This is a genomic window from Paenibacillus periandrae (genome assembly GCF_022458865.1).
GTDB lineage: Bacteria > Bacillota > Bacilli > Paenibacillales > NBRC-103111 > Paenibacillus_S > Paenibacillus_S periandrae.
The window spans coordinates 248,425-262,477 of sequence record NZ_JAJNMU010000013.1; the positions used below are offsets into that span (position 1 = coordinate 248,425).

The 14,053-nt window shown below is 43.8% G+C and carries 13 protein-coding genes; 6 read left to right on the forward strand and 7 right to left on the reverse strand.

Features of this window, described 5'->3' with window-relative positions:
- Positions 1-342 precede the first annotated feature (342 nt).
- Positions 343-987: an SGNH/GDSL hydrolase family protein gene (locus LRL21_RS22885; RefSeq protein WP_240418099.1), complete on the forward strand. Its 645-nt coding sequence runs from the start codon at positions 343-345 to the stop codon at positions 985-987.
- Between the two features lie 362 nt (positions 988-1,349).
- On the opposite strand, the gene LRL21_RS22890 is transcribed toward LRL21_RS22885, so the two are convergent.
- Positions 1,350-2,354, reverse strand: a complete 1,005-nt coding sequence (locus LRL21_RS22890; RefSeq protein WP_240418100.1) for a YecA family protein — start codon at positions 2,352-2,354, stop codon at positions 1,350-1,352.
- Between the two features lie 407 nt (positions 2,355-2,761).
- Here LRL21_RS22890 and LRL21_RS22895 point away from each other — a divergent pair, with 407 nt between their 5' ends.
- A complete protein-coding gene (locus LRL21_RS22895) occupies positions 2,762-3,391 on the forward strand; it encodes a YfbR-like 5'-deoxynucleotidase (protein WP_240418101.1) in 630 nt (209 codons plus the stop codon).
- Positions 3,392-3,777: 386 nt separating this feature from the next.
- Here LRL21_RS22895 and LRL21_RS22900 read toward each other — a convergent pair whose 3' ends face one another.
- From LRL21_RS22900 to LRL21_RS22920, 5 genes are all read right to left on the reverse strand, one after another.
- Positions 3,778-4,326 carry a hypothetical protein gene (locus tag LRL21_RS22900; RefSeq protein WP_240418102.1) on the reverse strand — a complete coding sequence of 183 codons (549 nt, stop codon included), beginning with the start codon at positions 4,324-4,326 and terminating at the stop codon, positions 3,778-3,780.
- Positions 4,327-4,685: 359 nt separating this feature from the next.
- Positions 4,686-4,943 carry a hypothetical protein gene (locus LRL21_RS22905; protein ID WP_240418103.1) on the reverse strand — a complete coding sequence of 86 codons (258 nt, stop codon included), beginning with the start codon at positions 4,941-4,943 and terminating at the stop codon, positions 4,686-4,688.
- A 635-nt stretch (positions 4,944-5,578) separates the two neighbouring features.
- Positions 5,579-5,920, reverse strand: a complete 342-nt coding sequence (locus tag LRL21_RS22910; protein ID WP_240418104.1) for a hypothetical protein — start codon at positions 5,918-5,920, stop codon at positions 5,579-5,581.
- 38 nt (positions 5,921-5,958) lie between these two features.
- Positions 5,959-6,429 (reverse strand): winged helix-turn-helix domain-containing protein, encoded by a 471-nt coding sequence (locus LRL21_RS22915; RefSeq protein WP_476703986.1) that lies wholly within the window; start codon positions 6,427-6,429, stop codon positions 5,959-5,961.
- A complete protein-coding gene (locus LRL21_RS22920; protein WP_240418106.1) occupies positions 6,430-7,089 on the reverse strand; it encodes a MalT transcriptional regulator family protein in 660 nt (219 codons plus the stop codon).
- Between the two features lie 131 nt (positions 7,090-7,220).
- Between LRL21_RS22920 and LRL21_RS22925 the strand changes: the two genes are divergently transcribed.
- The 4 genes from LRL21_RS22925 to LRL21_RS22940 all read left to right on the forward strand — a co-directional run bounded on the left by LRL21_RS22925 (position 7,221) and on the right by LRL21_RS22940 (position 11,322).
- A complete protein-coding gene (locus LRL21_RS22925; RefSeq protein WP_338044664.1) occupies positions 7,221-7,484 on the forward strand; it encodes a recombinase family protein in 264 nt (87 codons plus the stop codon).
- A 261-nt stretch (positions 7,485-7,745) separates the two neighbouring features.
- Positions 7,746-9,902 carry an ABC transporter transmembrane domain-containing protein gene (locus LRL21_RS22930; protein ID WP_240418108.1) on the forward strand — a complete coding sequence of 719 codons (2,157 nt, stop codon included), beginning with the start codon at positions 7,746-7,748 and terminating at the stop codon, positions 9,900-9,902.
- Positions 9,902-10,438: a hypothetical protein gene (locus LRL21_RS22935; RefSeq protein WP_240418109.1), complete on the forward strand. Its 537-nt coding sequence runs from the start codon at positions 9,902-9,904 to the stop codon at positions 10,436-10,438. Before LRL21_RS22930 ends, LRL21_RS22935 begins: the two co-directional genes overlap by 1 nt.
- A gap of 377 nt (positions 10,439-10,815) precedes the next feature.
- Positions 10,816-11,322: a hypothetical protein gene (locus tag LRL21_RS22940; protein ID WP_240418110.1), complete on the forward strand. Its 507-nt coding sequence runs from the start codon at positions 10,816-10,818 to the stop codon at positions 11,320-11,322.
- A 1,146-nt stretch (positions 11,323-12,468) separates the two neighbouring features.
- On the opposite strand, the gene LRL21_RS22945 is transcribed toward LRL21_RS22940, so the two are convergent.
- Positions 12,469-14,053 (reverse strand): S-layer homology domain-containing protein (locus LRL21_RS22945; RefSeq protein WP_240418111.1); only part of this gene is annotated, 1,585 nt, incomplete at its 5' end.

The window sequence follows — 14,053 nt, forward strand, 5'->3', positions numbered from 1 at the left end:
CTTGTGAATATCCAATGCTGTGGATATGTTCATATCTTCACATAAAGTTATGCACAGCAAGGCTTTGATGCCTGTGTGTATTGTGGATAAACCTGTGTATAGTTAATCCGGCAGCAGCTATTGTAGTCATCTTTTCTTGCAGATTATACTAGCTTCTTTCCCCCAACTTAAACTTCCCTCCTACAGTTGTTAACGTCGACACAATTTGTGTGTGATTACATACCCTACCTATAAGATTGTTTTTGAGAAAATACACAAGCAACCCATAAGTCGATTTTCCCTATTGTCCAATAAGTTATTGTGTTGCAGGTATGATTAAAAGTTGGAGTTGGTGACAGTCATATGATCTATACAGCTCTTGGAGATTCCATTACATTTGGAGAAAATGCTTCCTCTTTGGCAAAAGCATATCCTCATTTAACTGCGTCTATCTTAAATTCAAGCTCGTGTAAGGTTCGTGGGTTGGTTTTGGCTCGGCCTGGTTGGAGCAGCTATGATCTATTGGATGCCGTGATATGGCGGGGAGACTCTATAATCAGTCGTTCTGCTGTAGTTTCAGTATGGATCGGAGGAGTGGATTTAGCTAATGCGGCACTAATTTCATTTAAAACCAAGCAACCATTAGCTGCCAAACACATTGTGGCCAACTATAAGCGAAATGTAAGTGGCATTTTTACTCGAATAAAAAAAGGAAGCTGCGCCCGAATCATTTGCTGCACGCAATATAATCCATTTCCAAACAGCCCTCTTGCAGTTGAGTGGGTGGACGGATTGAATCGTACGGTCAATGAGCTCGCCCGTAGTTACGATGCAACTGTAGCTCCCGCTCATGCATGGTTTGAAGGAAAACAGGCAGATCTTATATATGGATATCGAAATGGAAAGATAGAAGATGCGTTGAGCGGATTTTTGCCCATTCATCCGAATGATCGGGGGCATCGAGTTATTGCAACGAAATTGGCTCCATACCTGATCCCCCGGAAGTAGTCTCTCATGTGTGGGGATATGAGCAAAAGGAATTAAATCTACGCAATGCCTAGTCGGCGGCATGACGTTCTTAGTGGTACACGACTGCGCTGTGCAGTCTGTAATTTGCAACAGTATATGCTGACTGAACCTGTAATCAGTGATCTCTTACCTTGAAATCTGTATAAATACAAAAAAAGCACCGACCGAATGGAGTGGTCAGTGTTTTTTGCTATTATCGAATGGAGACAAGGGGGAGTCCAACCTCCGTAAGCTTCCCCTTATCTCCATTTTGCGGCTTCACGGTGCCCATAGCACCACATAAGCTTCTGCGTTGCAATTACGGTTTTGATGTAACCCGTATAGTTTCCGATCATCGCATCTCATTGGCCGCAGCATTTCTTATACTTCTTCCCGCTCCCGCATGGGCAGGGCTCATTCCTACCTACTTTAACAGATACTGCTTGCTGGTCAAGATAAATAACATTGTTATTGTTTGTTGTCTGGCTGGAGCTCAACCCTAACTCGGCAGGTGTATGCCCACGATTAGACCATATCCTGGTGTGATTATAGACATCTATAATCAATGGTACAATCGCCTGTAGTTGCTCCTTTTTATTGAAACGAATATTTCTTCGCTCAAACTCATCCATGATTGCGGCTAAAGGCTCTTCCATAGAGCAAGCAAGCTGAATATCATCCACAAGGGACTCTACAAGCAGTTTATCCTTGCATAGGTGCTGTGAAATATATGTATACAAACTGGCCAACTGAGGAGTCTTTTCGAAATAATCCGACTCTGCATACTTTAGAAACTCCTGTTTGTCTGGAATATAGTAAGGTTTATCCTTAACCCCCTCAAGAAGTGCTTCTTTTTCATCATTGTTATCGTAATCAAAATACACATCAATGACATCGCCATTTTTTAAATACCACGTCTGAGTCTTGCTTGAAATCTTTGCGTAAACATCATACAACTCGGTCTCAGTCAATTGGCGCTTATTTTGTGAATTGAATATTTCGATGACCTTGTCCTGTGGACAGATCCCATACAAATTAACTGATGCATTGATATACTGTAAAATTAACTGTAAGCGGTCACGGTCTTCAAGGAAGGCTTTCAAAGGTATGCTGCGATATGCTTCCTTGATTTCCTCAGGAATTAAGAAGTACATCTTCTCCTCTTTATAAAAGGAATAAAGCAGACCTTTCTCCATCAAAAACATATACATTCCTGGATACAGCGTATCATCTTGAACATAAGGAGCCTTTAGAAGCCTATTTATTAATTCCCAATCCTTAGCTTTCGCAATTAATAAGGCAGCTCTCACTCCATTGACATCCATAATGTGGTGATACAGCGCATCTACAAGGTCCTGCTTCTTCATCTTGGATCGACCTGGAAGCTCGTAACTGGAAGCAAGTACACTTAATCGCTCCTTTGTAAGGACTTGCAGATTATCCTTCAGCTTTGTTCTAACCTCACCTTTTATCGCATGCTGGATGTTCAACGCTTCTAGCTCTTTTGCAAAATCCATTCTCATTTCCCTTCTTCTATCCATTTGATATGGTTATATTGTATCTTATCACATTGAAAATATAAAATTTAATGCTGCAAGCCTTCCTGTTTGCGCTTGATTTTTATGCCCAAATTCTACTATACAAGGAAATGTAAATTTATAACTCGGTATTTAAATTGAAACAACTCCCAATTAGAGTTAATTATCCAATAACAAATAGATTGTATACTTTACTTATAACATCACGCAAAGATCAAAAGAAAGGAAACTAAACTATGGGGATTCATACCTATTTCCAATCACTAACTGATTTAGAGAGAATTATCCGTTGCCCAGGCAAATTCAAATTTCAGGAGCACAGTGTATCTGCCCATTCCTGGAAGGTAGTTCAATATGCCAAAACATTAGCTGATATTGAAGAAAGTAATGGAGTCGTTGTGGATTGGAAAAAACTATACGAAATTACCAGCAGTCATGATTACGGTGAAATTTTTATTGGAGATATTAAAACACCTGTGAAGCACTATTCATTGGAACTTCGAGCCATGCTGCAAAAAGTAGAAGAAGGCATGGTCGCTCATTTCATTGATGATCATATTCCACAAGAATTCCAACACATATTTCGCAGACAACTGCGTGAAGGCAAAGACGATTCAGTAGAAGGAAAAATATTGGAAGTAGCGGATAAACTCGATCAGATCTATGAGGCCTTTACTGAGCTGCAGCTAGGGAATACAGAAAAAGAATTCATCATCATGTATCGAACTGCTCTTATAAAAATTAAAGGGATCAAACTCCATTGTGTTGATTATTTCCTTCACCATATTTTACCTGATATCGTTAGTGAAGGATCAAGATCACCAATCGATATTGAAAAGATTACGAACGAGGCCTTAGCGTCGTAGGTGCTACGCTTTATTTGAAGCTTTTCTTATTATTTTACTCCGTCTGGCATTCCAAGCTGGCCTTAGCCATTTCAGACCAGAGGAGTGAGCAGAAGAAAAGCGGATCAAGGAATTGTTTGAACAGATCAAGGATACTACTTCTGAAACAGTCATACCACTAAGTAACCTAAAAACTATGGTGAGTACAGTTACCATACTCAAAAAATCGTGATCCACAAAGAAAAAGACAGTTGGGATATTATTGAACTCCTAACTGTCTGATTCACTTCTTGGCGTCTTCAACAAGGTACGATATCATTCGTACTTTCTTGGAGACGAACCGTTGTGTGGTAAATCCACAATTCGTCGCCGCGTGATACTGAGGATGTTTGGGGAGGTTGGTTAACCTAGATCTCATTTTCCAATTCCGATTCAATTTCATTCTGAATTTGAACGTAATGGTCAACACTGCTCCAGCATTCCAAGAAGATATCCCGAATATCGTCAACATCTATTTCAAAGTCGCACCCTTTCGTCTGAAAGCTAAGGCTGCCTGTACACAAATCATACTCCGTATCAAAAATAAGATCTCCAGACTTATGCAGACCGGAAATCTGAAGTGATACAGCCAAGCTAATTTTATCAGCAGTGGAATCCTCATCAGCGAAAAGGAATGCTGATACGTTTACCTTGTTATCATTCTCTCGTTCAAAATACACTTCGGCTTCCCATTCATATTCCCACAAAAATTCAATAATCTCATCCAATAGGCTTTCGATCTCTCGCTTTACCCGACTAATCCTTACACAAAAAGCTTCAGTATCAACTTCTTTTAAACCTTCATAATCGTAAAAAGGATATTGCCTTCCATCATTTTCAAAAGCACGATAAGGCGCGAAAATAAGATCAGCGTCCGGATGAATAATTATGTTAATTGGAATCAGTAAATACTCCATAGTTTATAGAAAAACATTTTTTGTAAATAAGTACCCCAATATAGCCCGATTACACCACTGCCTGAGCTGGTTCAGATTCCACGTAACTAGTAATATTACTGGGTCAGTTCATACAAGCGGCCAGATAAGGACGCAGAGTTAAAAGATTTTCAGCTCCTGAAGCGTACTTTAATATCATTGGTTAAACTGGCTTTTATTATCACAGAAAAGCAGAGACACTATCTACATACTAACGTCTAGTTTTATCTGTATTTCAAAATTGAGGCCAATACGAAATGAACCGTTGTGTGGCGAATCCACAATTTTCCATCGTATTATGGCAAAAATGTTTGAGAAAAGCCCATGCTGTAAATGAATCTTCATCTCGGTCCACGTACTCCCACATAACGTTCACGCGCTACTAGCTCGGGGCGAGAGGTATGAAAAAAGCAATACTCCCGCTGAGGCTCTTCTCGGTGCAATTCACTGTACCTTCGTCGTGCCTTGGTCGGATCGTCAAACGCATCAATAACGATGACCTCCTCTATATAGCGGTGTCCTTCTTTTGAATGCGCCTTCGTTGCTTCCAACACCACCCATTCTTCCGGGAACCGCTCTTGCACTTCTTCCCAACGCATCTCGCCACCTCCAGCAGAATCTGTCCATCCCATTATATCATATATAAAACCCGATCGGACAATGTACGATTCAGGTCCATTTCACTAACACTAAGTCGAACGCCTGCCCCCAAAAGCGGATTAAACCCTTGCTAGGACAGGGATTCAGGATTCTGAGGGAATTGAGCCCCTGTCCGAAGATAACGGCACACATGCTTTACGGGTGCAGCTACAGTTTTGGTGTCACCTTAGAAGACGACCGTTGCGTTCTGGTTCATTTCCTCACTATATTAAATCCGTAATCGATTCTATCGACCACGATCAATTAGCCCTACTAATCTTAGCCGCTTTTCCAATCCACTCCCTTAAAGTAACCAATCTGTTACCGCATTTACTTCCTATGCAGAATTGATTTCAAATACTCTAAATCAAAATCAAACGTCTTATGTAACTCCGACAGATCGTATTGCTTAAGATACGAGACTATACTTTCTAACGTTGCTATTCGCATCATATGCGAAATATCCCCTATTGCATCAATATCAATCAGGAACCTTCGTTGCTTTTCTAACTCCACCATTCTTTCAATAACTTCCCTGAAGCCTCTTAAGGATTTTTCATCCCTAAAAACAAACGGCCTTTCATATCAACATCTATTAGCTCAATATGAGAAGTTCATGCCAAGGCTTTAGCAACCAGTTCGCTTCAATCATCTGGACGTAGCTGCCCTCCGGCGTATGCCGATCAAACATCTCAAAATATTCATTCGCTCGTCGAAAGTCTCTTCGGTAAAAAGAAACAGCCGCAGACAAAAAATGAACGGTTCCTGCGTAAGGTTTCCATTCCGGATCCGATAGCTTGTCCTCCATTAGGCGAAGTCTGGCTTGTGCCAACTCCATTTCATTGGTTTCCACCATCACTTTGACGTAAAGAAACTGAGTTCTCGGTTTTCCAGTAAAACAGGTTTCCGGTAGATCGCGCAACCATCGATAAAGCACCCCTCTCTTCGCATGAAGGTTTTGCAGATGCTTTTCGATCAAAGTGCTTGCGCTTCGTGATGATGCCCGTTCATAAACAGTTGTTCTACCGCTTCTTCCAAAAATCCGTGCTCCTCAATCCAATGGGCTGCCTTGACATGCAGCTCCTTCGATTGTCCCGCATACCTCTGCCGGAAAAACCTCCGTAAAAACTCGGAAAACAAATGATGATAACGATACCATTCTCGCTGATCATCCAATGATACAATGAACAAATTATGCTGTTCAAGCATTTCCAGCAGCTCCTGACAATTCGCTTGTCCAGTAACCGTCTCGCACAACGGGCCGTTTATCCTGTCTACGATCGAAGTTTCCAATAAAAAGGACTGAACCTCGCTCGGCTGGAGACTAAATACCTCCTGAAACAGATAATCAGATATGTTGCGGTGTTCCCCGCTAAAGCCGCGGATAAAATCCGCATAATTGCCACTTCTTTGCAGCGAAATGGCTGCAAGATACAGTCCGCTGATTCATCCCTCCGTGCGGTCGACCAGCACCGCTATCTTTTCTCCCGACAGTGACAATCCCATGCAATCCTGAAAGTAACGAATTCCCTCCGCAAGTTGAAATCGCAGCTCTTGAATCGTGATTTTCACCATTTGGCCGGTCGTCTGCAGCCTTGCCGTAGGAAAGGGCATTTCAGACCGACTTGTTACATAGAGGTGGATGTGAGCGGGCAAATACGCAAGAAAGTAAGCCACCGATGCGTGAATGGGAGCAAGATCAATCGCATGATAATCGTCCCAAATCATGATCAATTCATCCGAATGGCTGTCAAGCTCGCGAATTATAGCTGAGATGAATGGCTCAAACGCTCCCGACTTTAAGGATGACAAATACGGGGTGACTGCTTCCGCAAAATGGGGGTTCTTACTATTGACTGCAGCGATCGTATAGCTCCAAAACTCAATCAGGTCATTATCTTGAGAGCCCCAGGAAATCCATACGGCAGGTATGGCGGACTGCTGCAGCCACTGACTCAAAGCTGTTGTTTTGCCGTACCCCCCGGGAGCCGTTACGACTGTAAGTTTACTCTTCAATCCTTTATTTAATAGCTCGGTGATCGCCGCTCGCTCAACAAGGTCATCGCGCCGCGTTTGCGGGATATGAAGTTTGGTACTCAGAATCATTGATCGACACCTCGAATTTGGCTGTTAAAATCTTTTCTTCATTATATCCGATTTCTAATCAAGGGTTGCTAAATAAATGAAGAAATTCCCCTAAACTGCATTTACATTGAGCGGAGAACTTAACCACGACCATTAAACGTGAAGTTGCCTACACCCGATTCCCTAGCGACAACCAGCGTGATGAATCTATCGACGCTCAAGTGAGGGCCATCGAAATCTACTGGAAGGAAAAGGGCTTCGAACTTATCAAAGTTTACGCGGATCGGGCCAAATCGGCGACATCAGACAAGCGACACGAGTTTCTTCAGATGATCGCGAAGCTCCTTTTTTTGATTGTAACTGGCTTGGACCATCGCAGAGGGCGGCGTCCCCCTTCCCGGCACAAGGCGGATTAAGTATCTGAAGGAAAATGTCGCCGCGGCGGATATCGTTCTGTCGACGGAAAAGATGGCGAGCCCTATGAAGTCGCTCCCGTCAGGGTTGCATCGGGTTGCATACGCTAACAATGACCGACGTAACTTTAGAGGAAACCATCGAAAGCAGCAGCCTCCGGTTTTTTCATGAAGTTTTCAGCCCCCGATATTCCTCCCAATATGGTATGATTAATCAAAAACATACTTTCATTTTTGCTTGACGTTTAAAGGAGAATAGCTGAAATGTTATGGAAAACGATTGTTACTTCCGTTCGTTCGTCACCTTTTTTTATTTCGGTTATCGTATTTGGAGTGTTCGTCGACCTTTTGTTCCGTTACCTCTCCTCTCTCAGCTATAAATATTTAATTGATAACGCGCTGCTGCCTCGTGATATACAGGCTCTTGCGATCATTGTCGGAATATTGGTTGCCATCGGAGTGCTGAATGTAATTACGGGGATTTCCAGTGATTACGCCAAAGCCCGACTTGGCATCAAGCTGCTGTTCGACTACCGGATTGCACTGTTTCGGCACATGCAGGCCCAGTCCCATCGGTTTTACGATCGCTTCCAAGTTGGCGACCTTCTTGCTAGGTATTCCGATGATATCCCGCAAATCCAATCGGTCGTGCTCCAAACATTCGGCACGGGATTGCTATCCGTCTCCAGTGTCGCAATAGGTCTATGCATCCTGTTTACCATGGAGTGGAAGCTTACCCTGATTGCACTTGTCGGTTCAATTCTGCTATTCGTGCCTTATCGAATGCTGAAATCCCGTTCGCTTGCTTTGGCCGATACATATTATGCGCAACTAGGGCAGTTAAATGGTTCCATTGACGAGAACTTGAAGGCGTATCGGGTAATTCGGGTGTTCGATTTGCGCCAAAGCATGCTTTCGAAAGTCGAAGGGATTCTTCAAACAATGGCTTCTATCGGTATCAAACGAAATTTTGTCGATTCCAACTTGAACCGTCTGCCTTTGCTTGGTATTTCGATTTTGACGGCAATCATACTTGCTTATGGCAGCTATTTGACATTCGAGGGAAAGCTTTCGGTTGGCGAATTTATCGCTTACAACTCTGTTTTTGCTATCGTCGGCTCATCCATGTACGGTATTGCTGCAGTCTTGCCATATTTTTTGGCGGCGAAAACAAGCCTTCAGCGCTTGCAGCAAGTGATGGAGTGGGAGCCTGAAGTGAAGGAACGCGGTGTTAAGGAGCTGCCTACCGTCCATTCCCACATCGAGCTTCGCGATATTACCTTTGCCTATGTTCCCGGCGAGCCGGTACTCCAGCATTTTGATCTAAGCATTCCTTTAAGCGGATATACATCTATCGTCGGGACAAGTGGTTCGGGAAAAAGTACGATACTGCAGCTGATGCTTCGATTCGCCGATCCGGAAAGCGGAGCGGTTATGTATGACGGGCAAGATATAAGAGAAGCCCGGTATGCTTCACTGCTGCGGCAGGTGGGTGTCGTCTTTCAGGATTCGATTTTATTCCACGGTTCGATCCGTGACAATATTGTAGTAGGCAATCCGAATGCCACGGATGAAGAGATTGAGGAAGCTGCCAGAGCGGCTGGGATTCACGAGACCATAGCTGCATTTCAGGATGGCTATCATACTATTGTCCGCAATTATGGCGATAACTTGTCCGGCGGACAGAGGCAGAGGATTGCGCTCGCCCGTGCGCTTCTGCGGAGTCCGAACATATTGTTCCTGGATGAGGCCACTTCGGCGTTAGATCCGGATACCGAGCAATCCGTCAACGAAACGATCCTGAGGCTTAGCCGCAGCAGATCGATTATTTCCGTGACACATCGATTGGCTTATGCGGCGCTTTCTGATCGTATCATTGTCCTAGATAATGGGAAGGTAGCCGAATTGGGGCCACATGAGCAGCTGCTGGAACAAAATGGGTTATATCGCCGTATGTGGGAGAAGCAGCAGGGATTCGTACTGTCGAGAGGAGGCGGCAGCGCGCATGTGCAGGAGGATCGTCTGCAGAAGCTGCCTTTCTTTCAAGGAATTGAACAAGAAGCGCTGGCTCGAATATCCCAGCTTTTTGTCGCAGAGAAATTCGACGCAGGCGAGACAGTAGTCAAGCAAGGCGATCAGGGGGATAAGTTTTATTTGATCGTAAGAGGGAAAGTGAAGATCATCATCACTTCGGAGTCCGGAGATCGGCATAAAGTGGCGGTGCTAGAAGACGGAGATTATTTCGGAGAAATTGCGCTCATGAAGCATATACCGAGAATCGCCAGTGTCGTCACGACAACACCTTGCTTGCTGCTGTCATTGTCGTATGATCATTTCCACCCGTTGATGACGAATTTCCCTTCCATTCGGGAAACGCTTGAGGCAGCACTTAAAACGCGGATGCAAAGGAGAGAGGATTAATGCTGCAGTGGATTGTCGCCGAAACGGAACAATCGAGTGAGGATGGAATCCGTTTTATGTGCCGGTACGCTGAGGATCTCGGCGTTCCCTATAAGTGGAGTACAATCATGACATTGCTTGAGTATTCGATCTACGATAAAGGCTTTATGATCGCATTGGATGACGATGGGCAAGTTCGGGGCGTTCTTGCGTATTCGTTCTGGGTAGGGGATGACGGTGCAGATGATCGCAGCAGAATCGAAGTGAATTTTATCTACCTGGAGGCCGGATACCGCAGAGGGAGAACGCTTCTGAATGCCATGGATGCCTTGGTCCAGCGTGAAATAGAGCTGCATGAGCCGATCCTTGAAATCAGATTTTATTGCACCCCTACCGACGATCATAAAAAGCTTTTTGGCAAAATCGCAACACTTATCAATATGGATATGCATCCGTGTGGTATGCTGAGCTTTTACGCCACAACGCCTGACCGATTAAGCCAATACGTCGATCGGCATCGCTCGAGTAATAAGTGCAGCGAGAGCCCCTTGTATTGACACGTGCGAGGCGCTCTGAGATTCAAAAGCGCGCTTCTCTGCGAACTGAAATTCGAGTCCTGATGGACTTGATTTGGAGAGAATTCCAAGGTTTTGCAGATCATTCAACGGGTAAAGCCCGTAAAGTCTAGTTGTTCCTAACTTGGCTAGGCGCGATATTATAAAAAAACCGGCATGCTGCCGGTTTTGGTCCCTCTTACTGCCTGGGGTTACCGCTTGAATCTTTTGTGTAGATCGAAACTGCGCTTTGAGTACCTGGATCTCCCATGTATGTTCACCTCCTTAAACAGAATCAAAGTAAACATACTTCATGATTATGTTAAAATCAATGAAAATCTTTAAAAAAGTTAATTATTTTACAATTTGAGGTGAGTTCCTTGTTCCGCTTCGAAATATGCGACAATAATCGGCAATGGAGCCGATTTACTGATTTTTATATCTCGCATCGTGCTTCCATCATCCCGCATTACCCTGTGATTCTCGTGTTGAGAGACATTAAAAACTATGTCAAACACGGAAGGACCGCTATTATCTTAAATGAATGTGACGAGGTGGTCGGCATAGGAAGTTTTGTGCTTGGACTGGCGGAAGCCGATTTTCAGCATAAAGAAATTGCTGTGCTCGGCAACAGCTTCTTTGTTGAGGAGTTTCGGAGTACGCGGATGTTTATTCGTGGATTGCAGGTGCTGGCTGCGCAAATCCGTGACGCGAATCCCGATGTGAAAGAAGTAAGAATTCCAACGTCGGCGGAGAATCCATACACGAATCGTCTGTATCAAAAGCTCGCGGTCAAGCTTCATTCTTACGAATCCGCTTATGGCCAAATCCACATCTATTCGACTTCGTTCCATGAATATGAACAGTTTTGCAATCGTTTTTGTTAATGCTCAAATTTGTGCATATCTTTGTTTGATTATGGTGCTGTATCATTATATCAGGGCCTAATCAATTTTTTCATAATCTAACTCACCACATATCGACATTCTTATGTTATTGGTATCATTATTTTGGTTTCCATCATCAGTAACCTATTGGTCAATAAAGCACGGAGCTCCTCCCAATGACACTCCTGCCCACTCGCTCTCCAATAATTTCTAGGGCCAAGTAAGTTTTTTAAGTCACCCCTATAAATTGAAATTATTAGGCCGCTCCCGCATAACAAGCGATGCTGTGGAACTGGTAGCATGTAATGCTTTAAAAGGATCCTTGCCTTAGCCTAAGCACTAAGAAAATACTTTATATTTTCAGCCCACTACTTTATTTTCTTTAGACAATTGGAGGTATAGAAAACAGTTGTTATTTCACAAAGCTATTTTAAGCGAAAGGTCCTTACCTAATTGGTTTTGAGACTATAAATGTAATTAAACCAAAGGGATAAACATTCTTTTTTTAATCAATTGTCACTCGCGTTCTTTTAAATTCCACGAACTCCAACACTTCGTTTTTAACGGGGATCTAGCTTTTCAAATATTTGAAAAATTCCTGCTCAGCATCATTATCTGACCCATTAAGGAAATCACCCATAATAAGCCAGATTAAATCGATATCGAAATTTTTCTTTATTTCATGAATCATATCAAATGAAGGCTTCGCTTTCCCTGCTTCAATTTCACTTAATGCACCTTGAACAACGCCTACCGCACTTGAGAATTAAGCTGACCGCTCTTGTATATTCTTAGGATCATCATATCAAAAAACTAAAATGACCACTATTATGAATTCTAACTCAGACAGCAGGATTTCTAGTAAATCATAACTATTTACATGGAGGTATACAATTAAATAGCTTCCGAAAAGCCTATTACACCTATTATTGAAGGTGAGAAACTCAACTATACCAAGGCTTTAGCAACCACCCTGAATGAATAACCAGCAAAAAGGACGCCAGCGAGGACGTCCTTTCTGATAAGCAGTATGGAGACGAACCGCTGTGTGGCAAATCCACAATTCGTCGGCGCTTGATGCTTCGCTTGTTTGGGGAGGTGGCTTAATTCAGAACCCCATCCCTTCATCCTTGCTTAAGGTTCCCTTTACTTGCCCTTGAATGCCAGCATTTTCAGTAATACCGTAACAGCTTCTGCTCTTGTCGTTTTACCAACTGGAGCAAATTCGTTCGCACCCTTGCCTTCGATAATACCCAGCTTCTTCATAGCATCAACTGCGCCTTTCGCCCAGTCCGGAATGGCCTTGTTATCCGAGAAGCTCGTTTCCACGGCTGCTACTTTAGATTGGCCCAAGGCACTTGCGATCATCACGGCCATCTCGGCGCGGGTAATTTGGGCATCCTGACGAAAAGTGTTGTCCTCATAGCCTGTAATAATGCCTGCTTGCACGGCTTGCGCGACCGCTTTCTGCGCCCATTCGCCGATCTTCGTCTTATCGGTGAACATAAGTGCCGCTCCTTCTCCTTGCGGCTTCAACGCATTCATCAGCATGACCGCAAATTCTGCGCGCGTCACGGATTTCTCAGGCATGAACGTGCCGTCCGAATACCCGCTGACAATTCCGCTGCTTACCGCTTGCTTGATGCTAGTCTCAGCCCAGTGTCCGGAAATATCGTTAAAGTTAATCGTTGGTTTCGTGTCTGGTGTGGGCATAGCCGCCCCTTCACCTATAGCAAATACCGCATATTTCGTTAAGTGATTGACGTCCACGGTGATGTGATTTTCGTTAATCTTACCGCCGGGAACTTCCACCCATACTTTCTTCGCTTCATCAAAATAGAATACAGCTACGGTTTGGTTGCCGCTTAATTTTGCCTTATCGAATGCAAAAGTCAGTGTGATCGGTTTACTGAAGTTATCCGAGAAGTTTTTCAGAATCTCAAAGACAGGACTGGCTAGAACGCTTGTATCCGTTACTAGGTTTTGAATATCCAACAATTTTTCTATCGTTAATTTCAGTTCTTGCTTTGTGGCATCAGCCGGAATAGAAACCGTCACTTCTTGTTGCAAACTGACCTCACCTGTACTACCTGCGGGCAACGTTAGTTTACCATCTGTGGAAGCAGTATTATTGGTTGATGTTGATGAGCCACCACCGCTACTGTTAGATGATGTCGTTGCTGCGCGGTTCACTGTGAGATTATACGTGCTGTTCTGCCCACCCTGCGCGGTTACCACAATTTGAATTGGGTTAGCCCCTACAATCAGGCTTGATGTTAAATAGGAATACACATTGCCCGTTACCGTTGTGTATACAGCACCTGTAACCGTGAGCGCTTGATTTGCCTCTGCTTTGGTTACGTTGAAATTGAGACTTGTAACGGGGTTACTCACGTTCACCAAATAATTAAGTTGCGATGGCGAAAATGTTATCGTTCCTTGATTTACAGTCAAGCTAGACAGCAACGCATTGGTACTTGGTGGTGCATTCACCGTCACGGTATACGTGACCTTCGTTGTTCCATCTTGTGCGATAACTATGACCTTCTTGCCTGTTACCAAAGTTGCAGCTACTGTCGTTCCATCTGCATCGTAAACTTGAAACGTTGCATTCGCCGATGGCGTGATCGCTGCCTTGAGCGCTGCTAAGGTTGTTCCGTTGGGAATGTTCGTTATCGTTTCATTCGCTGTTCCGCCTGTGCTTACCGTTCCTATGGTCGAGGTCAACGTT

What these genes read in the sequence shown, in the direction of transcription:
- LRL21_RS22885 (WP_240418099.1), top strand. Translation starts at nt 343, where the DNA reads ATGATCTATACAGCTCTTGGAGATTCCATTACATTTGGAGAAAATGCT.
- LRL21_RS22890 (WP_240418100.1), bottom strand. Translation starts at nt 2,354, where the DNA reads ATGAAGAAGCAGGACCTTGTAGATGCGCTGTATCACCACATTATGGAT.
- LRL21_RS22895 (WP_240418101.1), top strand. Translation starts at nt 2,762, where the DNA reads ATGGGGATTCATACCTATTTCCAATCACTAACTGATTTAGAGAGAATT.
- LRL21_RS22900 (WP_240418102.1), bottom strand. Translation starts at nt 4,326, where the DNA reads ATGGAGTATTTACTGATTCCAATTAACATAATTATTCATCCGGACGCT.
- LRL21_RS22905 (WP_240418103.1), bottom strand. Translation starts at nt 4,943, where the DNA reads ATGCGTTGGGAAGAAGTGCAAGAGCGGTTCCCGGAAGAATGGGTGGTG.
- LRL21_RS22920 (WP_240418106.1), bottom strand. Translation starts at nt 7,089, where the DNA reads ATGATTCTGAGTACCAAACTTCATATCCCGCAAACGCGGCGCGATGAC.
- LRL21_RS22930 (WP_240418108.1), top strand. Translation starts at nt 7,746, where the DNA reads ATGTTATGGAAAACGATTGTTACTTCCGTTCGTTCGTCACCTTTTTTT.
- LRL21_RS22935 (WP_240418109.1), top strand. Translation starts at nt 9,902, where the DNA reads ATGCTGCAGTGGATTGTCGCCGAAACGGAACAATCGAGTGAGGATGGA.